Source organism: Xanthobacter wiegelii (assembly GCF_043193855.2).
Taxonomy (GTDB): Bacteria; Pseudomonadota; Alphaproteobacteria; order Rhizobiales; family Xanthobacteraceae; genus Xanthobacter; species Xanthobacter flavus_A.
On the sequence record NZ_CM195529.1, the window covers coordinates 3,611,069 to 3,635,068 of the forward strand.

Sequence of the window (24,000 nt, forward strand, 5' to 3'; positions counted from 1 at the left end):
AGCTTTTTCCGACCCCCACCAGCAAGGCTGAGCCTTCAGCAAAGCCGGGCAATCCTCCGATGGATGGTGGGCAACTGGCGCAGCCGCTCGGGCCTGCGTGCGGGAGAGCCGCCCCCGCCCGTCGGCTGCGCCTTTCTTGCCGCTGAGGCCTCGACCTACCGGCCAAGGGGAAGCCCTATGCACGCCATCGCCGACACGGACGGCGCGCTCGCCCAGTGGCGCGCCCGCGCCCTCGATTTCGAGAACGCGGTCGGCCGCATCGTGCTGGGGCAGGAGCGGGTGATCCGCCTTCTGACCATCGCGGTGTTCGCCCGCGGCCACGTGCTGCTGGAGGGCGACGTCGGCGTCGGCAAGACAACGCTGCTGCGCGCGCTCGCCCGCGCCATCGGCGGTGCCTATGAGCGGGTGGAGGGCACCATCGACCTCATGCCGGCGGATCTCGTCTACGACGCGCGCGTCGGCGAGGACGGCCGCCCGCGGGTCGATCCCGGACCGCTCCTGCGCCGGGGGCCGGAGCTTTCGGTCTTCTTTTTCAACGAAATCAACCGCGCGCGGCCGCAGGTCCACGCCATGCTGCTGCGGCTGATGGCGGAACGCACGGTTGCCGCCTTTGGGCGCGAATATGTCTTCCCTTTCCTGCAGGTGTTCGCGGACCGCAACCGCGTGGAGCGGGAAGAAACCTTCGAGCTGCCCGCCGCCGCCCGCGACCGCTTCTTCATGGAAGTGCAGGTGAAGGCGCCGGAGGATTTCGCCGCGCGTCGCGCGCTGGTGTTCGAGCCGCGCTTTCACGACACCGACCGCCTCATCGCGGAGGTGCCCGAGGCGGTCATCGACCACCGCAACCTCGATCAGGTCGCCCGCGAGATCCAGAACGCCATTCCCGCGAGCGACGCCATCGTCGCCTATACCATCGCGCTGTGGGACGCGATCCGCACGCCAGACCGCGCCGGCATCACGCTGCCCGGCGTGCGCATGGACCGCCTGGTGCAGGGCGGTGCGAGCCCGCGGGGGATGTCCTTCCTCATCCGCGCTGCCCGCGTGCGCGCATGGCTGGAAGGACGGGAGATCATCGTGCCGGAGGATTTGCGCGCCGTCTTCCCGGAGGTGATGGCGCATCGCATCTTCTTCGATCCGGTCTATGAGATGCGGCGCGAGGAGATCGCCGCCGATCTCTGCCGCGCCGCCTTCGCCACGGTGCCCGCGCCATGAGCGGGGGTATGGAAGGCGATTTCGATCGCACCGTCGTGCCCTACCGCCTCAGATGGCGCCCGCGCGGCGTGCATCCCGGCGCGCATCCCGGGCAGGGCGACGGCGGCGACGGCACCTTCCGCGCCCTCGTTCCTCTGGTCGCCCGGCCCGATCCGCGCCGCATCGACCTGCGCGCCTCGCTGCGCGATCCGTTCGAGGGCGTGCACGTGCGCACCTTCGCCCCGCGACGCGCCACGACGGTCGCCGTGCTCACCGACCTTTCGGGCTCCATGGGCTTCGACAGCACGGGCGCGGAAGTCGCGCGCCTCGCCGCGACACTCGCCGCATCCGCCGGGGCGACGGGGGATGAATTCACCCTCATCGGCGCCGGGGACGGCGTTCGCGCCGATGCGTTCATTCCCGCCTCACGGCGCCGGGGGCTGGGCGCGCAGGTGGCGGCCACCCTCGCCGGCGCAGAGCCCGCGGGCATGAGCGCGCAAGGGCTCGCGACCGCAGCCGAGCGCCTGCCGCGGCGGCGCTGTCTTGTCTTCCTCGTCTCCGACTTTCTCATGCCGCAGGCCGATCTCGACCTCACCCTCGATGCCCTGTGGCGGCACGACGTGGTGCCAGTGGTGGTGCGCGACAGCCGCGCCGAGGGCGATGTTCCGGCATGGGGGCTCATGGAAGTCGCCGATGCCGAGACGGGCGGGCGCCGGCTTGTATTCATGCGACCGCGCCTTCGCGCCCGCTGGCAGGCGGCGGCGCACGCGCGGCTTTCCGCGCTCGAGTCCAGCTTCGCCGCGCGTGGATACACGCCCTTCCACCTCGTGGACAGGTTTGACCCCGATGCGCTGGTCGCCTTTCTTGCCCGCCGCTAGGCCCTGCCGAAGGGCGGTACTCGCGTTTGCCGGCCTCCTGCTGGCGGCCACCCCGATCCGCGCAGCGGGCGTGGATCTCTATGCGCCGCGCGCCTTCGGCTATTACATCGGCGATACCATCTCGCTGGAGGCGGTCGTCACCCTCGATGCCGGCTGGCATCTGGATGAAAGCGCCCTGCCCCGCCCGCGCTCGGTCACCTACTGGCTGGACCTCAAGCGCCTCGACATGAAACCGGAGACCGCGCCGGACGGCACCCCGCGCTATCGCCTCACCCTCACCTACCAGACCTTCTATTCTCCGCTGGAGCCGCGCGCGCTGACCATTCCCGCCGTGCCGCTCGCCGCGCGCAGGGAAGACGCAGGCACGGGCGACGCGCGCCAGACACTGACCATTCCCGCCTGGACCTTCGTCTCCTCGCCCCTGCGCGAGTTGGTCGCCAGCCAGCGGGGAAATCCCATGGCGCTCCAGCCGGACATCCGCCCGCGCCCCTACCCCCTCGCGCCCGATGCGCGGTTCGCGGCGGCGGCGGCCATCGTCGCGGCGGCGAGCCTCATCGTGTTCGCGGCGGCCTCGGGATGGGGACCGTTCGCCGGCCGCAGCCGCCCCTTCGCCGCCGCCCTGCGCCACATGCGTCGGCTTCCCGACCTCGACGCGCCACTCGGCTACGAAGATGCCCTGCAACTCCTCCACCGCGCTTTCGACGCGGCGGCCGGACACCGGCTGTTTGGCGAGGATGTGTCCGCGTTCCTCGCCGAGCGGCCCGCCCTCGGTGGCGAGGCCCGGGAAATCGACCGCTTCTTCACCGCCTCCCGCGTCGCCTTCTTCGGCGATGATCCGGAAGGAGCCATGGCCCTGTTCCCGCCCGCAGCATTGCTGGACCTCGCCCGGCGGCTCTCTGCCATCGAGCGGCGCGGCGGCACGCGAGAGGAAGCGGCGTGATGTTCAGCCTCGACGTGGACCATCCCGCGCTCCTCTTCCTGCTGGCGCTAGCCCTCCTCCCGCTCGCGGCCCTCCCCCTGCACGGCTCGGTGCTGCCGGCGGTGGCGCTGGTGCCGCGCGACGGGCTTTCCATCGCCGTCTCCCTCGGCATCCGGCTCGCGGGAGCGCTGGCCATCGCCGCGCTGGTGCTGGGCCTCGCCGGCCTGAACCTGAAGGCGCGGGAGATCGAGCGCATCGGCTCCGGCGCCAATCTGATGCTGCTCATCGATCGCTCCGCCAGCATGGACAACACCTTCGCCGACCGGGCGCCCGGTGCCGGCGAGGAATCGAAATCCGCCGCCGCCAAGCGCCTGCTCACGGAATTTCTGGTCCGCCGCCCGCGCGACCGCATCGGCATCGCCGCCTTCTCCACATCGCCCATCCCGGTGATGCCGCTGACCGACCATCACGAGGCGGTCGCCGCGGCGGTGGCGGCCATCGACCGGCCGGGCCTTGCCCTGACCGACGTGGGGCGGGGCCTCGCCCTCGCCCTCGACAGCTTCGACGCGACGGCCGGTTTGGGCGGCGCACGCGCGGTGCTGCTGGTGTCCGACGGCGCCGCCGTCATCGATCCACGCGTCCAGGCCGCGCTGCGCGATTCCCTGAAGCGCGCGCCGGTCCGGCTGTACTGGCTGTTCCTGCGCACGGTCGGCTCGCCCGGCATCTTCGACAAGCCGCGCGTGCCCGGCGAGGACACGCCGCAGGCCATGCCGGAGCGCCACCTCAACCTGTTCCTCGCCAGCCTCGGCGTGCCCTACCGCGCTTTCGAGGCCGGAAGTCCGGAAGCCGTGGCGAACGCCATTGCCGAGATCGACCGGCAGGAGAGCCAGCCCATCGCCTATCTGGAGCGCATTCCGCGCCGCGACTTCGCCCGCCTCTGCTACGCCATCGCCGCGGCTGCCTCCGCGCTCCTCTTGGCCGCGCGCCTCGCCGAGCGCGGCCTTGGTGCCCGACGGAACACTGCCTCCGGCCTCCCCGGCATCGAAACCCGGAGGGCGGCATGAGCCTGCGCGCGCCCCCCATCCGCCTAAGCCGGCTCGCCGCGCTGGTGTCCCTCGCGGTGCTGATCCTTGCGCTGGCGGTGATGGCGGTGACGGGTGTCCGCATGGCCCTGAATGCCAACGCCAACCGAACGATCGCCGCGCTCGCCTCCGGCCGCGACGTGCCGGTGGCGCCCGATGCGCCGGATCGCCTGCTCCTGGCCCGCGCCCATTTCCTCATGATCCGCGACCGGCTGGACGAGGCGCAGCCGCTGGTGGACCGGCTGGCGGCGAGCGGCAGCCCGCTCGCGGTCGCCGGCCTGTACGACCTTGCCAACGCCCGTCTCGCCGTCGCCGTCTCATTTCTGGAGAAGACCGAGATCGACCCCGCCGTGCCGCAGGTGCGCCTCGCCAAGGCCGGCTATCGCGCGGCCCTCGTGCGCGCGCCGGATTTCTGGGACGCCAAGTACAATCTCGACATCGCCATGCGCCTCGTGCGCGATTTCCCGCAGATCGAGCAGGACCAGCAGGACGAGGCGCAGGAGACGCCGAAACGCCTGTGGACCGATCTGCCCGGCCTGCCGAAGGGCCTGCCCTGATGCGGCCGAACCTGCGCACCCTCGCCCTCGCAGCGACCTGCGTGCTGGCCCTTGCGGCCACCATCGCGCCGCGCCTTTCCAAGACGACCGACGCATACCGGCTGCTGGCGGTTGTAGACATCACCGGATCCATGAACGTGCGGGACTACAGCTTCGAGGGCCACCCGTCCTCGCGGCTCGACACGGTGAAGCGCGCCCTCGGCGCGCTGGCGGCCCGGCTGCCCTGCGGCTCGCGCATGGGGCTTGGCATGTTCACCGAGCGGCGCACCTTTCTGCTGTTCGAGCCGGTGGAGGTCTGCGCCGATTTCGCCCCGCTGGACGGCGCCATCGGCGCACTCGACTGGCGGATGGCGTGGGAGGGCGACAGCTACATCGCGTCCGGCCTCTATTCCGCCATCGACCTCGCCGGGCCGCTTGACGCCGATCTCCTCTTCTTCACCGACGGACAGGAGGCACCGCCGCTGCCGGCCTCGGGCGCGCCAGCCTTTTCCGGCGCGCCGGGTAAGGTGCGCGGCCTTATCGTCGGGGTCGGCGGCGAGACGCCCGCGCCCATCCCCAAGTTCGACCGGGATGGTCGGGAAATCGGCTTCTACGCCATGACCGACGTGCCGCAGGAGAACCGCCACGGCCTGCCGCCCACCGGCTCCGAGCAGCGCGAGGGCTGGCACCCGCGCAACGCCCCCTGGGGCGCGGAGGACGCCACAGGGCAGGAGCATCTCAGCGCGGTGCGCACCAACCATCTCAAGGACCTCGCCGCCGCAACGGGCCTTACCTACGCGCCGCTGGCCGATGCCGCGCGCCTCTCCGCAGCAATTAAGGCATCGGCCCGCCCCCGGCCGGTCGAAGGCACGCTCGACACCGCCCCGCTGCCGGCCACCCTCGCCCTGCTTCTGCTCGCAGCCCTTTATCTGGCGCAGCTGTGGCACCGACGCCCCGATTTTCCGCGTAACCGAAGGATTTCCCCGTCATGATCTTTGCCGCTCTCTGCCGCCACGCGGTGCTGCCTGCCCTCGGCCTCCTGCTCGCGCTCGCCGCTCCCGCGCAGGCGCACGGGCCGACCCCGCAGAAGGCCGAGGCCAAGGCCGCCGTGGCGGCCGCTCCCGACGCGGTGTGGAAGATCGCTGGGGATTTCGCCGGCATCGGCGCCTGGCATCCCATGGTGAAGGCGGTGAAGGCCAAGGGCGGCAACACGGCCGGTGCGGAGCGCGTACTGGTGCTGGAGAAGGGCGAGATCACCGACGGGCTCGATGACGTGGACACCGCCCAGCGCAGCCTGTCGTGGCGCCTCAACACCGAGAATGTGGAGGCCATGCCGGTGAGCTTCTACACCATCACCCTCAGCGTGAGCGACGCCGGCGGGGGAAAGAGCGAGGTGGTGATGGCCGGCCGCTTCTATCGCGGCGATACCTCGAACTTCCCGCCCGACGAGCTCAACGACGAGGCCGCCGTCGCGGCAATGACGGCCTTCTTCGAGGCGGGGGTCAACGGGCTGAAGGCCAAGGCGGAAGGCAAATGAGCTGGCGCGCCGCGCTCGCCATTCTGGCCTTGGGCTGGAGCGGGCCCGCCGCCGCCGGCACGCTCCTCGCCGTCTGCCAGGGCGCGGCGGAGGTGGACGTGATCGACACGGCAGCCCGCACCGTCTCGGCGCGGGTGAAGGTGGACAAGGTGCCGGCCGGCATCACGCTGTCCCCCGACGGCGCGTCCGCCTTCATCACCCATCCGGACATCGGCCTGCTGACCCACCTCGACGTGAAGACACGGACGGTGGTCGCCACCGCCCGGATCGGCGGGCAGCCCTTCGGCATCGCGGCGGCCCCGGACGGGGAGGCCCTCTACGTCGGTGACTGGTCCGGCGACAGGATCCTGCGCGTCGATCCGCGCACCCTTGCCGTCACCGGAACGCTCGCGGTGGGCCGGGCGCCGGCTCACCTCGCCATCGATCCTGAGGGCCGCACCCTCTACAGCGCCGACCGGGAGAGCGACGCCGTGAGCGTGATCGCCTTGTCCGCCTTCACCCGAATGACCTCAATCCCCGTCGGCCGCGCTCCCTACGCCCTCGACGCCACCTCACCCACGCGGGTGGCGGCGGCGGATGTGCGCGGCGGGGATGTGGCGCTGATCACCAAGTCCAATCATGAGGTTACGCGTATCGGCGGCATGAAAATGCCCTATGGTGTCGCCTTCGTGCCCGGCCGCGATCTGCTGCTCGTCACGGACCAGCAGGGCGGAACGCTCGACTTGATCGATCTCTCGGCGGGCACCATCACCAAGCGCCTGCGCCTCGGCGGATCGCCGGAAAGCGTACTTGTGGATGGGACGACCGGCCGTGCCTATGTGGCCGAGTGGTTCGCCAACCGCGTCACCGTCGTGACCCTCGATGATTTCACCATCGCCGCCCGCATCCCGGTCTGCGACGGTCCACGGGTGATGGCATTGATTCCCTGAAATTCCGCTTGCGCCCAAGCTCCCGCCGCGTTCCGGTTGGACCGGAATGCGGAATGGGGCCATGCACGAGATTTCACTGATCTTCACCTGCCTCTTGATCGGCGTCGTATTGCGCTGGTCTGGCCGGCTGCCCGACACCGCCACCAAGGCTTTCGGCGGATGGGTGATCAATGTGGCGTTGCCGGCGACCGCGCTGCACAGCGTCCATGGCCTGAAGATGGATGACGGGTGGTGGCTCGCGGCGGCGACGCCGTGGATCGGCGCCATCCTTGCAATCCTTGTCATCGTGCCGCTGTGCAGGGCCTTCGGCTGGTCGCACCGGCGAGCCGGCGCGCTGCTGCTGGTGGGCGGCTGGGGCAACACATCCTTCGTGGGCCTGCCCATGATCGCGGCCTTTGCCGGCAGCCAGTGGCTGGGGCTCGGCATCGTCATCGACCTGTTCGGCTCCTACCTTGCTTTGTCCACACTGGGCCTGGCCATTGCGGCTGTTGCAAGCGCGGGGCATTTCGACTGGCGGGCCGTGGCGAAGCGGATCGCCACCTTCCCCCCCTTCTGGGCCATCCTGATCGCCTTCGCCACCAACGATCTGCCGCGCCCGGATTGGCTCGACCAACTGGTCGAAGCGCTGGCCCGGACGCTCACCCCCATCGCCCTCGCGGCCGTGGGCTATGCCCTTCGTTTTGATCGCATTTCCGGCCGCCTGGGGGCGCTGGCGGTGGGGCTCGGCTATCGCCTGCTGCTGGCGCCGCTGGCCATCTTCCTGATGTATGCGGCGCTTGGACGAACCAGTGATCCGGTGGCGCAGGTGGCGATGCTGGAGATGGCCATGCCGCCCATGCTCGGGGCCAGCATCATCGCGCTCGACCACGATCTGGAGCCGGACCTCGTGGCCCTCGTCATCGGCATCGGCGTGCCGCTTTCCATGCTCACCGCCTGGATGTGGTGGGGGCTCGTCATCAGTCCATGACGGGGGTGACACCGACCGCAAATCCCTGGCATTGAAGCGATTTCAGCCTCACCTCCCCATCCGCGACGGCGAGGCGAACCGGCCCTCCCGGGGGCCGGTGATAGAGGTCCGGATGGGCGGCGAGGAAGGCCGCCTGCTCCGCCTCAGGGGCAAACGACATGCCGTCGAGGTAATGGTGACCGTTGCGCTCGACATGGGTCAGGCCCAGGAGGGAGACGAGGGCGAGGTCCTGCTGGGTGCTGATGCCGGACCAGGTGCAAAGGTCTTCTGCGGAAAGGAAAAATCGGCTTTCGCCCAGCTCCGAATTGGCCTTGGCGATGCGGGCGGCGTTGAGGGTGGATTTGTAGAAGCCCTTGCAGGTCTTGCTGGAAACACCCTTATATCCCAAAGAGATAGCCTTGGGGAAGGCATCCAGGGTGGCGTCCGATTCGTCGATCATCACGGGCTTCAGGGATGCCAATGCCCCCACCTCCCGCTCCAGGGCGACGGCGCGGCGGATGGGCTGTTCGATGTAGAGGGTGGAGGCGCAAAGCCTTGAAAGCGCAGGCATTTCCGACATGCGCCGCCACAGTTCGACGATGACCTCCACGTCCGAATACTGCTCGTTGCCATCCAGAGTGACGTGATACTGGGCAGTCCCGGCATCCAGCACCGCGGCAATGCGGGTGAGGCGGTCCAGATCGGCGGCCATGTCGCCGCCAGCCTTCAGCTTGTAGAAGCGGCAGCCGTAAGTTTTGACAACATCCTCAAGGGTTTGTGGAAGGCCGTCCGGGGGGCCTTCGAGGGGATCGGCGGCGGTGAGAGCGTCCACCATGCCCACGGTGTGGCGCACGCCGATGGTATCCTGGGGCTGCAAATTGCCCAGGAATTGGGCGATGTCGAAGCCATCAAGGTCCCCGGTCAGGCCGGAGCTAACGGTGATACCTGCCAAATTGCCCCGCATCATCGCCGCGAAGGACAGCCCCAGCATCCGCCCGGTGGCATCCAGAATGGCCCGGTCCACCAGCGCCGGCCCGTAGGAAGCGACCAGCGGGTTGAGACCCAGCGCGGCGCAGCGGGCCTGCTGCTCCTTGTAAACGCTTGCGGAAAGGCCGAACGGCGTGTCCGCCGGGAGGGCGGCGTACAGCTCCAGCGCGATCGCCAGGGACGTGCGCAGTTGCTCCACATTGTCGTCGTCGGAGAGCGCGGGATTCTTATCGAACCATTTGGGCAGAAGGCATTCCGCGGCGATGCCCACTGCGCCCCCGCCGTCCGCCGCTTCGATCCGCACGGTCAATTCCGCCTGCCGCACCTCCCGCAGCGTCGCGACGCCGAAGCGGAAGGGCATGCGCAGCTTCGCCGCGCGCTCGCGCAGGTTCGCCTCGGCCAGCCGCACGCGCGGCGCCGCGTCCTCTCCCATGATTATATCCTTGTATTTGCGCTGGTTATTCGACCATGCGCGGGAAGGCGCCGCTGCGGGCGCGGGCCTCCAGCGGCCAGGTCTCGCCCAGCCGGCGGGTGGTCGCCATCACGAAGGAGCCGCAGCTTTCGAGGTCCGCCCGGCTCATGCGGTTGGTGGGGGCGGCAAGGCTCACCACGCCCACGCATTCCGGTGCGCCGCCCAGCGTCGAGGCGAGGATGGGGGCGGCGACGGCGCCCACGCCCAGCTCATTCTCCTCATAGCTCAGCGCGAAGCCGCGCCGCGCCACCTCCTCCAGCTCCGCGCGAATGTCGGAAATGGAGGTCTTGGAATGCGCGGTGGACGCCTCGATGCCCTGATGCATCAACAGCTTGAGGGCATCGGCGAACGGCAGCGTCGAGAGCCACGCCTTGCCGGTGGCGTGGGTGTGAAGACCGATCTCCAGCGTATAGTTGGGATCGATGCGCAGCGACCTCTTGCTGCCCGCAAAGGATTGCACCCACACGATTCTCTGCCCGCCGGGCTCGACGATGGCGAGGCGCACCAGCTCGCCCGTCTCTTCCGCCAGCTGCCGCAGCGCCGCCGAGCACTGGTCCAGCAGCCGACTGGTCTGCAGGTGGCGCAGGCCGAGGTTGCTGATGCGGTAGGTGAGGTAATAGCGCTGGGCCCGCTCGTCGCGCCACACCAGCATCTGGGACTCCAGCGTATTCAACAGCTTGGAGACGATGGCCTTGTTCAGGTCGAGGCGACGGGCAATCTCGGCCAGAGGGAAGCCGTCCACGGAATCGGCCAGCATCCCGATGATGTCGAAGGCGCGCTCCACCGAGACGATTGTCTCGTCGATCTTCTCGGGACGGACCCCGGCCGCAACTTTCGCCATCTCATCAACCCTTCGACGCACGCGCATCACTGATAACGATGTTATCTATCATTTCGAGCGTGACAAGGCCAGATCGGCGCACAAACTGCGAAGCTGAACCGAAAATACCCGCTTGACTCCGACTTTGGACGAATCTAGCCCTATAGATATGGGTAACGGCGTTACCCAATAAATGAGCAGGCCGGCACCCGAACCCACCAGGGTTCGAGACGGTTCAGGCCCCGGTTCGGGGCGGTTGAACCACCCGTTCGGGTGCCATTCGAGGCCTGTCAGGAAAAATGGGAGTGGATTCGTGAGTGAACGCCTGACCTTCGACACCGTGCCGGACCTGATCGAGACCGAGGAGCAGCTCGAGGAGCTGGTCTCCCGGCCTACCCAGGGGCTGGTGGACGACTTCGCCACTTTGGACGGGGACATCATCGTTCTGGGTGTCGCGGGCAAGGTCGGCCCCTCCCTCGCCCGCATGGCCAAGAGGGCTGCGCCGGAGAAGCGGGTGATCGGGGTGGCGCGCTTCTCTGAAGCCGGGTCCAAGGAGGAGCTGGAGGGTTTCGGCATCGAGACCATCCGCTGCGACCTCCTGGATGCGGACGCCGTCGCGCAGCTGCCCAAGGTGAAAAACGTCGTCTACATGGCCGGCAAGAAGTTCGGCACCAATGACGACCCCTCCTTCGCCTGGGCCATGAACACCATGGTGCCCGCGACTGTCGCCTCCCACTTCCGCGACAGCCGCATCGTCGCCTTCTCCACCCTGTGCGTCTATCCGTTCGGCGTCTTCGCCCATAACGGCTGGGACGAGCGGGTGCAGCCGCGCCCGGTGGGGGACTATGCGAACTCCTGCGTCGGCCGCGAGCGGGCGTTCGAATATGGCTCCCACGTGCATGGCACGCCGGGCCGCCTCGCCCGGCTGAACTATGCCATCGACCTGCGCTACGGCGTGCTGCACGACATCGCCAGCTGGGTGCATCGCGGCGAGCCGATCCCCATCCGCACCGGCCATGCCAGCGTGATCTGGCAAGGGGATTCCAACGCGCAGATCCTGCGCTGCCTGAAGCACTGCACGGTGCCCACAACCCCCATCAACATCGGCGGACCGGAGCAGGCGAGCGTGCGGGCCATCGCCCATGCGTTCGGCGAGAAGTTCGGCAAGGCGCCCATCTTCGAGGGCGAGGAAGAGCCCACCGGCTGGGCCAACAGCACGTTCCAGGCCCAGCGCCTGTTCGGCTATCCCAACGTGCCGCTCGCCCGGATGATCGACTGGGTGGCCCATTGGGTGGAGAAGGGCGGCGCCATCTATGGCAAGCCCACGCGGTACGAAGTCCGCGACGGCCTCTTCTGAGCGCCGCCGCCATGACCCGCGAAGAGCCCCATCCCGGCCCCGCCCTCGGCTTTATGGGCTTCTGGGCCGACATCGATGCGGAGTACGAACTCAGCTATCAGGAATGGCACAATTGCGAGCATATGCCGGAGCGGGTGGGGATTCCCGGCTTCATCGAGGGGCGGCGCTATCGCGCCGTCCACGGCAGCCCGCGCTTCTTCATGTGCTATGTCACGGAAGGCCCCGAGGTGCTGGGCAGCGCGGCCTATCTCGCCGCGCTGAACCGGCCAACGCCCTGGACCAGCGAGGCGCTCACCCACTTCCGCAATCCGGTGCGCTCGCTCTACCGCAACCATTGCCGGGTCGGCTTCGCGGGGGGCTATGCCCCCTACATCCTCCAGCGCCGGTTCGACCATAAGGCCGATGCCGCAACCCTGGCGGAGATGGTCCGCGCGGCGGTGGCGCAGGACACCTCAGGCGTTCTTTCGGGCGGCCTCTATGAGGTGGACGAGGCCATCTCCGGCATCATGACGGCCGAGCGCCGCATCTATTCCGGCGGGCCCGGGCGTCAGCAATATCTGTTCACCATCGAGGCCCTCGACCGCGACCAGGCGGAGGCGGCCGGGCGCCGGCTCGATGCCCTGGTGGGGGATGGCGCCTCCGAGATCAATCCCGGCCTCTACTGGCTGGAAAACCGCATCCAGTCCGCCCAGCTGCGCCGGCCCGCCGCCGCGCAGCAGGACGCGCAAGCCGCCACCCCGGCGGACACCCGCATTCCCGAAAGGCTCACCCCATGAAGCTCCTGCGCCATGGCGCGGCCGGTGCCGAGCGGCCCGGCCTCCTCGCCGCCGACGGCACGGTTCGCGACCTGTCCGACATCGTGCCGGACATCGACGCCGCCTTCATCGCCGATCCCGCCCGCCTTGCTGCGCTGAAGGCGGTGGACCCGCTCTCCCTGCCGGTGGTGGAGGGGGAGGTGCGCCTCGCCCCGCCCTTCACCGGCATCGGCAAGATCGTGGGGGTGGGCCTCAATTATCACGACCACGCCCGCGAATGCGGCCTGCCCATTCCCGAAGAGCCCATCCTCTTCATGAAGGCCACCACTTCTCTGTGCGGCCCCTATGACGCCATCCGCCTGCCGGAAGGCTCGGAAAAGACCGACTGGGAGGTGGAGCTGGGCGTCGTCATCGGCACCACCGCTCGCAAGGTGTCCGAGGCGGACGCCCTCGACCATGTGTTCGGCTACTGCATCGCCCACGACGTGTCCGAGCGCGCCCACCAATTGGAGCACGGCGGGCAGTGGACCAAGGGCAAGAGCCACGACACCTTCTGCCCCCTCGGCCCCTGGCTGGTGACGGCGGACGAGGTGGGCGACCCGCAGGCCCTCGATCTGTGGTGCTCGGTGGATGGCGAGATGCGCCAGAACAGTTCCACCGGCGACATGATCTTCAAGGTGGCGGAGATCGTCTCCTATGTCAGCCGCTTCATGACGCTGGAGCCCGGCGACCTCATCATCACCGGCACGCCGGCGGGGGTGGGGCTGGGGCTGAAGCCGCAGGTCTATCTCGCCCGCGGGCAGGAGGTGCGCCTCGGCATCGCCCGCCTCGGCGAGCAGCGCCAATCCGTGGTCTGAGGAGGCATGCCATGACCGACACCCTTCTCGTCCAGTCCACGCGCGCCAACGTGCTCTCCAAGCTCATGAGCATGGATGCCATCCGCCCGCTCATCCTCGTCGCGGTGATCCTGGTGGGGTGGGACCTCGCGGTGCGCCTGCTGCGCATCCCGCCCTATCTCATCCCGGCGCCGACGCTGGTGATCGAGCAGGTCATCGCCCAGTGGCCCATGCTGCTGCGGGAGACGATGCCCACCCTCTACGCCACGCTCGGCGGCTTCGCCCTGAGTGCGCTGGTGGGCATTCCGCTGGCGATGCTGATCGCCTCCTCGAAGACGGTGGAGAGCTATCTCTATCCCCTCCTCGTCTTCTCCCAGTCGGTGCCGAAGATCGCGGTGGCGCCGCTGTTCGTGGTGTGGTTCGGCTTCGGCGTATTGCCGAAGATCATCTCCGCCTTCCTGCTCGGGGTGTTCCCGGTGGTGGTCTCCACCGTGCTCGCCTTCAAGAGCGTGGACAAGGAGATGATCGACCTCGCCCGCTCCATGCGCGCCGGGGGCCTGCGCACCTTCATCCGCATCCGCCTGCCCCACGCCCTGCCCGGCATCTTCTCGGGGCTGAAGGTGGCCATCACGCTCGCCGTGGTGGGCGCGGTGGTGGGCGAGTTCGTCGGCTCCAACTCAGGCATCGGCTACGTGCTGCAGGTGGCGAACGGCAATTTCGATTTGCCGCTCATGTTCGCCGCGCTGTTCGTGCTCTCCATGATGGGGGTGATCCTGTTCATGGCGCTGGACGCCATCGAGCACTTCCTCATCCCCTGGCACGCCTCGCGCCGGCCGGACCCCAACAGCGGGGCGTGAGGGCTCCCGCCGTCATGCCCCGGCGCGTCCGTCGCCCCCCGCACAAGGCGGGGGGATGACGCGGCAGAGAAGGAAGTTCCGAACCAGGACGTCCCGATCAGAGCAGAGCAACAAGAACCAAAGCAAAACCAGAAAAACCGGTGGAGGAAACCATGATCTCTCGAAGGACACTCGCCACGCACCTGTTATCCGGCGCCATCGCCCTCGGCCTTGCGGCCGCATCCGCGCTGCCGGCGGCCGCGCAGGCGGCAAAGACGCCGGACAAGGCGGTGCTGATGCTCAACTGGTACGTCTATGGCGAGCACGCGCCCTTCATCCTCGGCCTCAAGAAGGGCTATTACGCGGAAGAAGGCATCGACCTCGAAATCCAGGAAGGCCGCGGCTCGGCGGTGACCATCCAGGCGGTGGGCGCCGGCACGGCCACCTTCGGCCTCGCCGACATCGGCGTGATGATCAAGGCGGTGGCCAAGGGCGCACCGGTGAAGACCATCGGCGTCCTGCTCCAGCGCACCCCCGGCGCGGTGGTCGCTCCCGAGGGCAAGATCAACGGCCCCAAGGACCTGCCCGGCAAGACCATCATGTTCACGCCCGGCGATGCCGTGACGCCCATCTGGCCGCTGTATCTCAAGAAGCTCGGCATCCCCGAAGGTGCGGTGAAGATGGTGGCGGCGGATGCGCAGGCCAAGCTGAACGCCGTGGTGAACAACCAGGCCGACGGCCTCATCGGCTTCACCACCGAGCAGGGCGCGCGCCTGCCGGACATCATGAACAAGCCGGTGACCATGCTGCGCTACACCGATGCGGGGGTGAACCTCGTGTCGCTGGGCATCGTCGCCAACACCGACACCCTCGCCAAGCGCGCCGACATGGTGAAGCGCTTCATGCGCGCCACCACCCGCGCGGTGGAAGAGGCGGAGAAGAACCCCAAGGCCGCCATCGACATCCTGATGGAGGCCTATCCCAAGATCGGCCTGCCGGACGCGCAGCTGCGCAGCCTGCAATACTCGCAGGCGCTCTACCGCGCCTCCGACGACAAGAGCACGCGCCCCTTCCGCATGAACCCGGCGCTGATGGACGAGAGCCTCGAGATCCTCACCCAGTACGGCGGCCTCGACCCCTCCGCGCGCAGCAAGGCGCAGGATTACTTCACGCTGGAGTTCCTTCCGTGAGCGCTGTTCTGCACAGGATCGAAACGCACCCTCCCGCCCCCCGCGCCGAGGCCGCCGGCACGCATATCGCCATCGCCGGCCTCACCAAGACCTACAAGACGCGCGGCGGCGCGGTGCCCTCGCTCAAGCCCATCGATCTCGACATCTCGAAGGGCGAGTTCGTGGCCATCGTCGGCCCCTCGGGCTGCGGGAAGAGCACACTCTTGAAGCTGGTCGCCGGGCTGTTGCCGGCCACCAGCGGCAGCATCACCATCGGCGGCGTGAAGGTGACGCAGCCGCCAGATGGCGTGGGCATGGTGTTCCAGAGCCCCGTCCTGCTGCCCTGGCGCACGGTGCGCGACAACGTGCTGCTGCAGGTGGAGATGCGGGGGCGACCCGTCAGCGCCTATCGCGAGGCGGCCGCGCGCCTCCTCCATACCGCCGGCCTCGACGGCTTCGAGGAGCGCTTCCCGTGGGAGCTGTCCGGCGGCATGCAGCAGCGCGCCGCCATCTGCCGGGCGCTGGTGCATGACCCCGACGTGCTTCTCATGGACGAGCCCTTCGGTGCGCTCGACGCCATGACGCGGGAGAAGATGAACGCCGAGTTGCAGCGCATCTGGTACGAGACGCGCAAGACCGTGCTGCTCATCACCCACTCCATCCCGGAGGCGGTGTTCCTGGCCGACCGGGTGGTGGTCATGTCCAGCCGGCCGGGCAGCATCGAGGCCATCTACGACATCGATTTGCCCCGCCCGCGCGACCTCACCGTGATGGGCGAGCCCCGGTTCGTCCGCTACACGCAGGAGATCCGCAAGCACTTCTTCGCGCAGGGCGATCTCGACCACTGAGCCGTCCGCGCAACACCAGACGGCGCCCGCCCAGAGCGCGATCCGATCAAGTTGAATCAACTTGATCGGTGAATCGCCCTCTGACTCCAGGAAAGAGAACGCGTTATCCGATCTGATTGCGATGCAATCAGATCGGCGCGTGCTCTCGCCCCGGCGGGCGCTTTTTGTTACGCGACCAGAGCCATGCGGTGGATCACCCGCTCCGCGATCAGCTCCCGCCCGCCGGCGGCGGCGAAATTGGCAAGGGCGCCGCCGTCGATGTGCGCACGCCACTTCTCCTCCGTCTCCCAGCTCTCGACAAAGATCAGGATGCGCCCGTCGTCCAGCGACTGGTTCAGCTCGTAGCGCAGGCAGCCGTCCTCCGCGCGCGTCTCGACCACCAGCTTTTCCTGAAGCGCGCGCAGGGCCGCCTCCTGCCCTTCCTTCGCGGTGATGATGGCGATGACGGTGAGGGGCGCTGCGCTCATTCTTCTGCTCCCGGAACGGCCGCCCGGCGCGGCCGGGGCCACCATAGCGCAAGGGCGGCGCGACGCATCCCCACTCCGGCCCCGTTCTTGCTCCGCTCGTCCCGCACGCCCGCGCCCCGAGGAGCCGTGATGACAAAAGCCGACACCACTGCGACCGCCGCCCGTGCGCGCACCATTGCCTGCCCCGCCTGCCATGCCGTGACCTCCGTTCCGGATGGCGCGGACGCCCGCGCGCTTTCCTGCCCGGCCTGCGGCGGGGCACTCTTCACCGGCAAGCCCATGACGCTCACCGCCGAGAGCTTCACCGCCCACACGTCGCAGAGCGACCTGCCCCTCGTCATCGACTTCTGGGCGGACTGGTGCGGCCCCTGCAAGAGCATGGCGCCGGTGTTCGAGGCCCTTGCGGCGGAGTTCGAGCCCCATGTCCGCTTCGCCAAGGTGGACACGGACAAGGAGCGCGAACTCGCCGACTATTTCCGCATCAGCTCCATTCCCACCCTGAGCTTCATCGCCAACCGCAATGAGGTGGCGCGGGTGGCGGGCGCCATGTTCGCGGGCGACCTCCGTCGCTGGCTCTATGATGCCCTCTCCCGCGCCGACGAGGCGAAATAGAGCGTCGGATTTCCGACAATTGGGAGGGTTCCAGGCTGGCCCTGATCTTGCGAAGCGCCCTGCCGGAGCCTCACCGGACAGGACGCGCGCGCCATGGCCTTCACCGTCATCTGCAACAAGGACGCCCTCGCCGAGGGCGCCATGGGCCTCTTTCAGGTGGGCAAGAAGAGCGTGCTGCTGGTGTGGCCCACGGGCGGGGAGATCAAGGCCTATCGCGGCCGATGCCCCCACGCCGACATGCCGCTGACCGAGTCCACCTTCGACGGCAAGACCCTCATGTGCACGCACCACATGTGGGGCTTCGACTGCAACACCGGAAAATGCTCCACCCACCTCGTGCGCAATGCGCTGCACCCCTATGAGATCAAGATCGAGGGCGACGAGATCCAGGTGGATGTCGGCCCGGTGAAGCCCGCCCGCGCGCCCGCCTGATCCTCATCGCCGGCTCGCGCCGCCTGCCCTATGCTGGCGTCGGGAGGCGCCGGCAATGACACAAGACGCGGGCAAACGACGTATCATCGTGGTGGGCGGCGGGTTCGCCGGGCTCTGGGGAGCAGCGGCGGCGGCGCGGGCGCGGGAGCTGTTCGGCATCGATCCCGCCGCGCTGGAGATCGCGCTCGTGGCGCCGGAGGCGTTCCACACCATCCGCGTGCGCTGCTATGAGGACGACCTCGCGGCCATCCGCCTGCCGCTGGACGATCTGCTCGCCCCCATCGGCGTGGGGCGCATCGCGGCGGCGGTGAGCGCCATCGATCCCGCCGGCCGCTCCCTTGCCACCGATGCCGGGCCGATCTCCTATGATCGTCTGATCCTCGCCGCCGGCAGCGCGCTGACGATGCCGGCCGTGCCCTGCGCGCAGCCCACCTTCGACGTGGACAGCTATGCCGGAGCCGAGCGCCTCGCCGCGCATCTTGCCGCGCTGGCCTCCGGCCCGCGCGACGGCGCCGCCGAAACCGCCGTGGTCATCGGCGGCGGGCTGGCGGGCGTGGAGATCGCCTGCGAGTTGCCGGGCCGGCTGCGCGCGCTGTTGGGCGAGGGCGCTCCTGTGCGCGTCGTGCTGGTGGATCGCCACGAGATCGGTGCCGCCATGCGGGCCGGCGCGGCCACCGTGCGCGCCGCCCTCGCGGCGGCCGGCGTGGAGGTCCGCGATCATTCCGGCATCGCGGCCGTGGAAGCGGATGGCGTGCAGTTGACCGACGGCACGCACATCCCGTCCCGTACCGTCATCTTCACCACCGGCGCCCATGCGAGCCCGCTTGCCGGCCAGCTCGGGGTCCCGCTCGACCACCTGGGCCGGGTGGCGGTGGATGCCTTTATGAAGGTGGAGGGCGTCAGCGATGTCTATGCGGCGGGCGATTGCGCGGTGGCGGCGGCGGACGATCTCGGCCACGTCACCGTCATGTCCTGCCAGCACGCCCGGCCCATGGGCCGCCTCGCCGGCCACAATGCGGTGTGCGACCTCGCCGGCCGGCGTCAGGACCGGGTGGCCTTCTCCGCGCCGGACTATGTGACGGTGATGGACCTGGGGCCGGAGGGCGCCGTCTACACCTCCGGCTGGGATCGCGGCACGCTGGTGGCGTCGGGCGCGGAAGCCAAGACGGTGAAGCAGACCATCAATTGCAGCCGCATCTACCCGCCCGTGCCCGCGACGAAAGAGGCGATGTTCGCCGCCGCCGCGCCGGTGCTGCAGGCGCGGCCTGCGGCGAAGTGAGCGCTCCTTCGCGCCCCGGACGCATGCAGCGATAGCGGAATGCGAGCCGGCGCCCAGCGCAACATTTCGCCGAAGGCGCTGCTTCAGCTCCCTCTCCCCCTGCGGGAGAGGGAGAGGGGAGAGGGAAGAACGGCCCGCTGCGCGGGAGTCTTGCGCTGGCCCCCGGATCGGCGCTCCACCTGCGGTGTCGCTTGTCCGGGGAACCGGGTCCGCTCTTGCGCCACCGACAGCGAACGATCCATACGGCTTGTCATCGCCCGGCTCGTCCGGGCGATCCACGGTTGGGCCGGATCGGGTGCCGGAGTATCTCGCTAACGGATGGGTGGATTGCCCGGACGAGCCGGGCAATGACGGCACTGGGGTGTTCGTCCCCTCACCGCATCTCGGCGAGGAAGGCGCGCACCTCTTGCGGGTTCACGTCCCTGGCGATGAAGGCTTCGCCGATGCCGCGCACGAGGATGAAGGTGAGCGCGCCGCGGCTCACCTTCTTGTCCTGGGCGATGAGGTCCATCAGCCCGTCCGTGTCGGGCAGCTCGCCGGGCACGTCGGAGATCTTTGTGGGCAGGCCCACGGCCTCCAGATGCCGCACCACCCGCGTCACGTCCTGCCCCGGGCACAGGCCGAGCTTCGCGGAAAACGCAAAGGCCAAGGCCATGCCGATGGCGACGCCCTCGCCGTGGAGGAGGCGCTGGGAATAGCCGGCGCCGGCCTCCAGCGCATGGCCGAAGGTGTGGCCGAGATTGAGCAGCGCCCGGTCGCCGGTTTCCTTCTCGTCGCGGGCGACGATGGCGGCCTTGGCCATGCAGCTCGCGGCCACGGCGGTGATCCGCTCCGGCCCGCCACCGATCACGCCCGGCCAGTCGCGCTCCAGCGTGTCGAACAGGTCGCGGTCGCCGAGGAGGCCGTATTTCACCACCTCGGCATAGCCGGCCTTCACCTCGCGCACGGGCAGGGTGTTGAGCGCGGCCGTGTCGGCCAGCACCAGAACCGGCTGGTGGAAGGCGCCGATGAGATTCTTCCCCTGGGGCGAGTTGATGCCGGTCTTGCCGCCCACGGAAGAATCGACCTGAGAAAGCAGCGTCGTCGGCGCCTGCACCACGTCCACGCCCCGGCGCAGCACGGAAGCCGCGAAGCCGGCGAGGTCGCCCACCACACCGCCGCCGAGCGCCAGCACGAGGTCGCGGCGCTCGATGCGGGCGGCGATCAGCCCTTCCACCACCTGCTCCAGCCCCGGCCAGCCCTTGGTCTTCTCCCCGGGCGGCACGACGATCGCGGTGTGGGGGATGCCGGCGGCGTCCAGCGAGGCGGCAACCGTGGCGAGATGGCCGGCGGCCACCACGTTCTCGTCGGTGACGATGGCGACGCGCGCGCCCTTGCGCAGCGCCGTCACATGGGTGCCGGCCTCCGCCAGCAGGCCGGGGCCGATATAGATGTCATAGGGCTTGCCGGCCACGTCCACGCGCACGGTGCTGCGGGTGATCTCGCCCAGCGGGAGGCTCTCGGCCTCGGCGGAGATGGCGGTGGCGGAGGAGAGGGGCGCCATGGCGATGCCTTCGGGATGCGCGACGAGACGGGCCAAAAGATGGGCATGGACGGCGCCGATCACCTCTTCCACCACCAGCTCATGGACCACGTCGCGGCTGTCCACGGTCACGTCGGCGAGGGCATAGGTGTCGGCCCGCTGGGCGTGCAGCGCGGCGAGCTTCTGCGCCGGGTCGCCCTGGGCGAGGAGGGGGCGGTCGGTGCGCTTCTTCACGCGCCGCAGGAGGGTGTTGAGATCAGCGCGCAGCCAGACGGAGACGCCGTGGCGCGCGACCGCGGCCCGCGTCTCCGCATTCATGAAGGCGCCGCCGCCGGTGGCGAGCACGCAGGGGCCGGATTGCAGCAGGCGCGCGACCACGCGCTTCTCGCCCTCGCGGAACTCGGCCTCGCCATGGCGGGCGAAGATCTCGGGAATGCTCATGCAGGCGGCGCGCTCGATCTCCTCGTCGGCATCGACGAAGGTGAGCCCCAGCCGCTTCGCCAGCCGCCGCCCCACGGAGGACTTGCCCGCGCCGGGCATGCCCACCAGCACGATGGAGCGCCGTCCGAGCCTTTTCAGCACCTCGGCGGACGAGAGCGGCCCCGCCGTCTCGGTCTCGCCGGTGCGGGGCTCGGGGAACTTCTGCGTGTGCACCGGCTGGTCCTCGTTCACAGATCTCGGGTGATGGGGCGGGCCACGGGAGTTCCGCCGCTGGCCGAGCCCTGCGGCTCTAGCATCCGCCGCGCGAGCGGGCAATGAGGGGGCGCGGGCCTCCCCTCTCCCCTTGCGGGAGAGGGGTCGGGAGTGAGGGGTGTGCATCCCCGAGGCCGCTTCGGGCTGGAGGCGCCCCGCCCCCTGACCCCAGCCCTCTCCCGCAAGGGGAGAGGGAGATGGCCGGCGGCCAGCGGACAAGCGGCGCCATGGGTCCTCCGATCAAGTCGGAGGACGACAGCGAGGGAGGATGTCGGCGCGACAAGTCCCGCGAGAAAACCCCGCCGCCCTACAGCCGCACCGCTTTCCACACATCACAAACCAAGGCGTGGCCGCAGTTTTGTGCCTCTTGACTCACGCGGACTCTAGACAACAGCCCTCCGATTCGATTCCAATGGCCATGATTCGGAGAGATGCGGCACGTCCCTCCAGATCGAGGACGTGGGGGCGTGGGACTTAGGCCGTCCGGTGCCCCCGGAGACCCGGAGGAGACCGGCGATGGCACGCGCCAACGCTGCGAGCGTAGGCGCGCGCGACCAAGCCATGCGAGGCCTGGCAAGGTCGATCGCGCGCCCAGCGTACCAGCGCCTGCTGGATGCGGAGCCGGTCCTGCGCCGGATCGTCCCGGCCCTCATCGTGACCTTTCTCGGCGTCATCGGCGTCGGCGCGGTCGTGCAGGTGCATGCGCACCGCGTGGCCGAGCTGAACAACGCCAAGGACGACATCGCCCTCCTCGCCCTCGCCACCGCCGATGCGCTGACGCTGCATGCGGGCAATGCCCTCGCCAAGGTGCCCGGCGCGCTCACCGAGAGCCTGCCGCCCCGCGCCACCGAGGGCGGACGGCGGGTGTTCGTCACCGACGGGCAGGGCCACGTCATCGCCGCCGCTCCCCAATCCGCACCTGGCGAGGCGCCGGCCAACCTCTCCGACATCCTCGATCCCTCCCAGCCGCTGGTGATCTTCGCCGAGCGGGCGGGCGTGCTCGAAGTGCCCTACGGCACCGGCACGGCCCTCGCCACCGTGCGCAACCTCCAGGCGCCGCTGGGCCAGATCGTCTATCTCCAGCCCACCGAGAAGGCGCTCGCCTCCTGGTCGGACACCACCACGCTCACGGTGACGCTGTTCACCACCACCGGCGCGGTCCTCCTCATCCTCGGCTTCTCCTTCCACTGGCAGGCGAGCCGGGCGCGCGAGGCGGACGTGATCTACGAGACGGTGCGCCGGCGCATCGACACCGCCCTCAACCGCGGCCGCTGCGGCATGTGGGACTGGGACATGGCGCGCGGGCGCATGTACTGGTCCGACACCATGTTCGAGATCCTCGGGCTGGAGCATCGGGACGAACTGGTCTCCTTCGGCGAGATCTCCCGCCTCGTGCACCCCGACGACGGCGACCTCTACGAGCTGGCGCAGGAACTGGCCGAGCGGCCCGGCACGCCGGTAGACCGGGTGTTCCGCATGCGCACCGCCAAGGGCGACTTCGTGTGGTTGCGCATGCGCGCCGAAGTGGTGCAGCAGGCGGGCGAGGACGGACCCCACCTCATCGGCATCGCCATGGACGTGACCGAGGCGCAGCGCATGGCGGAACGCACCGTCACCGCCGACATGCGCCTGCGCGACGCCATCGAGAGCATCTCCGAGGCGTTCGTGCTGTGGGACAGCCAGAACCGCCTCGTGCTCTGCAATTCCAAGTTCCAGTCGCTGCACGAGCTGCCCGACGAGACCATCGTCGCCGGCACCCCCTTCGACACCATCGCCTCCGTCGGCCGCCACCCGGTGACCCGCACCCCGCTGAAGCCCGAGGACAAGCCGGAGGAAGGCTCCCGCGCGTTCGAGGCGCAGCTTTCCAACGGCCGCTGGCTCAAGATCGCCGAGCGCCGCACCAAGGATGGCGGCTACGTCTCGGTCGGCACCGACATCACCACCATGAAGCGCCACGAAGAGCGCCTCATGGACAATGAGAAGCGTCTGATGGCGCTGGTCGCCGACCTCAGGAAATCCCAGCAGACGCTGGAGCATCAGGCCCAGCAGCTCGCCGAACTCGCCGAGAAATATTCGGAAGAGCGCAACAAGGCCGAGGACGCCAACCGCGCCAAGAGCGAATTCCTCGCCAACATGTCCCACGAGCTGCGCACGCCGCTCAACGCCATCATCGGCTTCTCGGAGATCATGGAGAGCGGCATGTTCGGCCCGCTCGGCTCGGAGAAGTACGCGGAATACTGCTCCGACATCAAAGGCTCCGGCACCTATCTCCTCGACGTCATCAACGACATCCTCGACATGTCGAAGATCGAGGCGGGGCGCATGCAGCTGGAGGCTGAGGACGTGGCCCTCGGCGACATCATCGCGGACGCCATGCGCGTCACGGCGGTGAACGGCGACGAGAAGGGCGTGGCCATGACCATGGAGGCCGCGGACAACCTCGTCATCAAGGGCGACCGCCGCGCGCTGAAGCAGATTTTGCTCAACCTCCTCTCCAACGCCGTGAAGTTCACCCCCGAGGGCGGCCGCATCGCGGTGAAGGCGCGGGTGAACGGGGCGGCGGCGGTGATCGCCATCGAGGACACCGGCATCGGCATCGCCAAGGGGGCGCTTGCCCGCATCGGCCGGCCGTTCGAGCAGGTGGAAAGCCAGTTCACCAAGACCCACAAGGGCTCCGGCCTCGGCCTCGCCATCGCCAAGTCGCTTGTGGAGCTGCACGGCGGCGCCATGCGCATCCGCTCCATCGAAGGCTCCGGCACCACCGTCTTCGTCCGCCTCCCGCTGGACGGCCGGGCGGCGAACTCCAACGAGACGCCGAGGCTGCTGGCGGTGATGTGAGGGGGGCGGGGGAGGACCCCTGCCTCAGACTCCTCCCTCGCGCCGGCTCTTTCTCCCCCCAA

Annotated in this window: 23 protein-coding genes; 19 read left to right on the forward strand and 4 right to left on the reverse strand. The window is 69.1% G+C overall.

All coding sequences use genetic code 11. The features are described 5' to 3' along the window. Positions 1–177 precede the first annotated feature (177 nt). From V5F63_RS16815 to V5F63_RS16855, 9 genes are all read left to right on the forward strand, one after another. A complete protein-coding gene (locus V5F63_RS16815; protein WP_209484164.1) occupies positions 178–1,209 on the forward strand; it encodes an AAA family ATPase in 1,032 nt (343 codons plus the stop codon). Continuing rightward, positions 1,206–2,066 carry a DUF58 domain-containing protein gene (locus tag V5F63_RS16820; protein WP_394100830.1) on the forward strand — a complete coding sequence of 287 codons (861 nt, stop codon included), beginning with the start codon at positions 1,206–1,208 and terminating at the stop codon, positions 2,064–2,066. The genes V5F63_RS16815 and V5F63_RS16820 overlap by 4 nt, the downstream gene beginning before the upstream one ends. 70 nt (positions 2,067–2,136) lie before the next feature. Next, complete coding sequence (locus tag V5F63_RS16825; RefSeq protein ID WP_394100829.1) at positions 2,137–3,006, forward strand: nonribosomal peptide synthetase MxaA; 870 nt, start codon at positions 2,137–2,139, stop codon at positions 3,004–3,006. Next, positions 3,006–4,049 (forward strand): vWA domain-containing protein, encoded by a 1,044-nt coding sequence (locus V5F63_RS16830; RefSeq protein WP_394100828.1) that lies wholly within the window; start codon positions 3,006–3,008, stop codon positions 4,047–4,049. Before V5F63_RS16825 ends, V5F63_RS16830 begins: the two co-directional genes overlap by 1 nt. Further along, the gene (locus V5F63_RS16835) at positions 4,046–4,624 is read left to right on the forward strand and encodes a beta/alpha barrel domain-containing protein (protein WP_394028087.1); all 579 of its coding nucleotides are present in this window, start codon (positions 4,046–4,048) and stop codon (positions 4,622–4,624) included. Before V5F63_RS16830 ends, V5F63_RS16835 begins: the two co-directional genes overlap by 4 nt. Then, the gene (locus V5F63_RS16840) at positions 4,624–5,595 is read left to right on the forward strand and encodes a vWA domain-containing protein (protein WP_394100827.1); all 972 of its coding nucleotides are present in this window, start codon (positions 4,624–4,626) and stop codon (positions 5,593–5,595) included. The genes V5F63_RS16835 and V5F63_RS16840 overlap by 1 nt, the downstream gene beginning before the upstream one ends. Further along, entirely contained in the window at positions 5,592–6,140 is a 549-nt protein-coding gene (locus V5F63_RS16845) for an SRPBCC family protein (protein WP_394100826.1), read from the forward strand. Before V5F63_RS16840 ends, V5F63_RS16845 begins: the two co-directional genes overlap by 4 nt. Continuing rightward, positions 6,137–7,069: a YncE family protein gene (locus V5F63_RS16850; RefSeq protein ID WP_394100825.1), complete on the forward strand. Its 933-nt coding sequence runs from the start codon at positions 6,137–6,139 to the stop codon at positions 7,067–7,069. The genes V5F63_RS16845 and V5F63_RS16850 overlap by 4 nt, the downstream gene beginning before the upstream one ends. A gap of 61 nt (positions 7,070–7,130) precedes the next feature. Beyond that, positions 7,131–8,036 carry an AEC family transporter gene (locus tag V5F63_RS16855; protein ID WP_209484176.1) on the forward strand — a complete coding sequence of 302 codons (906 nt, stop codon included), beginning with the start codon at positions 7,131–7,133 and terminating at the stop codon, positions 8,034–8,036. Here V5F63_RS16855 and V5F63_RS16860 read toward each other — a convergent pair. Further along, entirely contained in the window at positions 8,026–9,435 is a 1,410-nt protein-coding gene (locus V5F63_RS16860) for an enolase-like domain-containing protein (RefSeq protein WP_394100824.1), read from the reverse strand. The two genes, V5F63_RS16855 and V5F63_RS16860, sit on opposite strands and share 11 nt — an antisense overlap. Positions 9,436–9,460: 25 nt before the next feature. Then, positions 9,461–10,315, reverse strand: a complete 855-nt coding sequence (locus tag V5F63_RS16865) for an IclR family transcriptional regulator (RefSeq protein WP_209484180.1) — start codon at positions 10,313–10,315, stop codon at positions 9,461–9,463. 292 nt (positions 10,316–10,607) lie between these two features. Between V5F63_RS16865 and V5F63_RS16870 the strand changes: the two genes are divergently transcribed. From V5F63_RS16870 to V5F63_RS16895, 6 genes are all read left to right on the forward strand, one after another. Beyond that, positions 10,608–11,651, forward strand: a complete 1,044-nt coding sequence (locus tag V5F63_RS16870) for an NAD-dependent epimerase/dehydratase family protein (protein ID WP_394100823.1) — start codon at positions 10,608–10,610, stop codon at positions 11,649–11,651. An 11-nt stretch (positions 11,652–11,662) separates the two neighbouring features. Further along, positions 11,663–12,427: a hypothetical protein gene (locus V5F63_RS16875; RefSeq protein ID WP_394100822.1), complete on the forward strand. Its 765-nt coding sequence runs from the start codon at positions 11,663–11,665 to the stop codon at positions 12,425–12,427. Beyond that, a complete protein-coding gene (locus tag V5F63_RS16880) occupies positions 12,424–13,263 on the forward strand; it encodes a fumarylacetoacetate hydrolase family protein (RefSeq protein ID WP_394100821.1) in 840 nt (279 codons plus the stop codon). Before V5F63_RS16875 ends, V5F63_RS16880 begins: the two co-directional genes overlap by 4 nt. An 11-nt stretch (positions 13,264–13,274) precedes the next feature. After that, positions 13,275–14,099, forward strand: a complete 825-nt coding sequence (locus tag V5F63_RS16885) for an ABC transporter permease (protein ID WP_209484189.1) — start codon at positions 13,275–13,277, stop codon at positions 14,097–14,099. A 152-nt stretch (positions 14,100–14,251) separates the two neighbouring features. After that, positions 14,252–15,268: an ABC transporter substrate-binding protein gene (locus V5F63_RS16890; RefSeq protein ID WP_394100820.1), complete on the forward strand. Its 1,017-nt coding sequence runs from the start codon at positions 14,252–14,254 to the stop codon at positions 15,266–15,268. Continuing rightward, on the forward strand, positions 15,265–16,095 hold the full coding sequence (locus tag V5F63_RS16895) for an ABC transporter ATP-binding protein (RefSeq protein ID WP_394100819.1): 831 nt from the start codon (positions 15,265–15,267) through the stop codon (positions 16,093–16,095). Before V5F63_RS16890 ends, V5F63_RS16895 begins: the two co-directional genes overlap by 4 nt. Before the next feature lie 167 nt (positions 16,096–16,262). Here V5F63_RS16895 and V5F63_RS16900 read toward each other — a convergent pair whose 3' ends face one another. Then, positions 16,263–16,562: a putative quinol monooxygenase gene (locus V5F63_RS16900; RefSeq protein WP_394028075.1), complete on the reverse strand. Its 300-nt coding sequence runs from the start codon at positions 16,560–16,562 to the stop codon at positions 16,263–16,265. A gap of 129 nt (positions 16,563–16,691) precedes the next feature. Here V5F63_RS16900 and trxC point away from each other — a divergent pair, with 129 nt between their 5' ends. The 3 genes from trxC (at position 16,692) to V5F63_RS16915 (ending at position 18,885) form a co-directional block, all read left to right on the forward strand. After that, a complete protein-coding gene (gene trxC, locus V5F63_RS16905; RefSeq protein ID WP_394100818.1) occupies positions 16,692–17,174 on the forward strand; it encodes a thioredoxin TrxC in 483 nt (160 codons plus the stop codon). A gap of 93 nt (positions 17,175–17,267) precedes the next feature. Beyond that, a complete protein-coding gene (locus V5F63_RS16910; RefSeq protein ID WP_209484197.1) occupies positions 17,268–17,606 on the forward strand; it encodes a Rieske 2Fe-2S domain-containing protein in 339 nt (112 codons plus the stop codon). Between the two features lie 55 nt (positions 17,607–17,661). Then, positions 17,662–18,885 (forward strand): NAD(P)/FAD-dependent oxidoreductase, encoded by a 1,224-nt coding sequence (locus tag V5F63_RS16915; protein WP_394100817.1) that lies wholly within the window; start codon positions 17,662–17,664, stop codon positions 18,883–18,885. Between the two features lie 373 nt (positions 18,886–19,258). On the opposite strand, the gene aroB is transcribed toward V5F63_RS16915, so the two are convergent. Next, the gene (gene aroB / locus V5F63_RS16920) at positions 19,259–21,061 is read right to left on the reverse strand and encodes a 3-dehydroquinate synthase (RefSeq protein ID WP_394028072.1); all 1,803 of its coding nucleotides are present in this window, start codon (positions 21,059–21,061) and stop codon (positions 19,259–19,261) included. Positions 21,062–21,616: 555 nt separating this feature from the next. Here aroB and V5F63_RS16925 point away from each other — a divergent pair. Then, entirely contained in the window at positions 21,617–23,938 is a 2,322-nt protein-coding gene (locus V5F63_RS16925) for a sensor histidine kinase (RefSeq protein WP_394100816.1), read from the forward strand. Positions 23,939–24,000 lie beyond the last annotated feature (62 nt).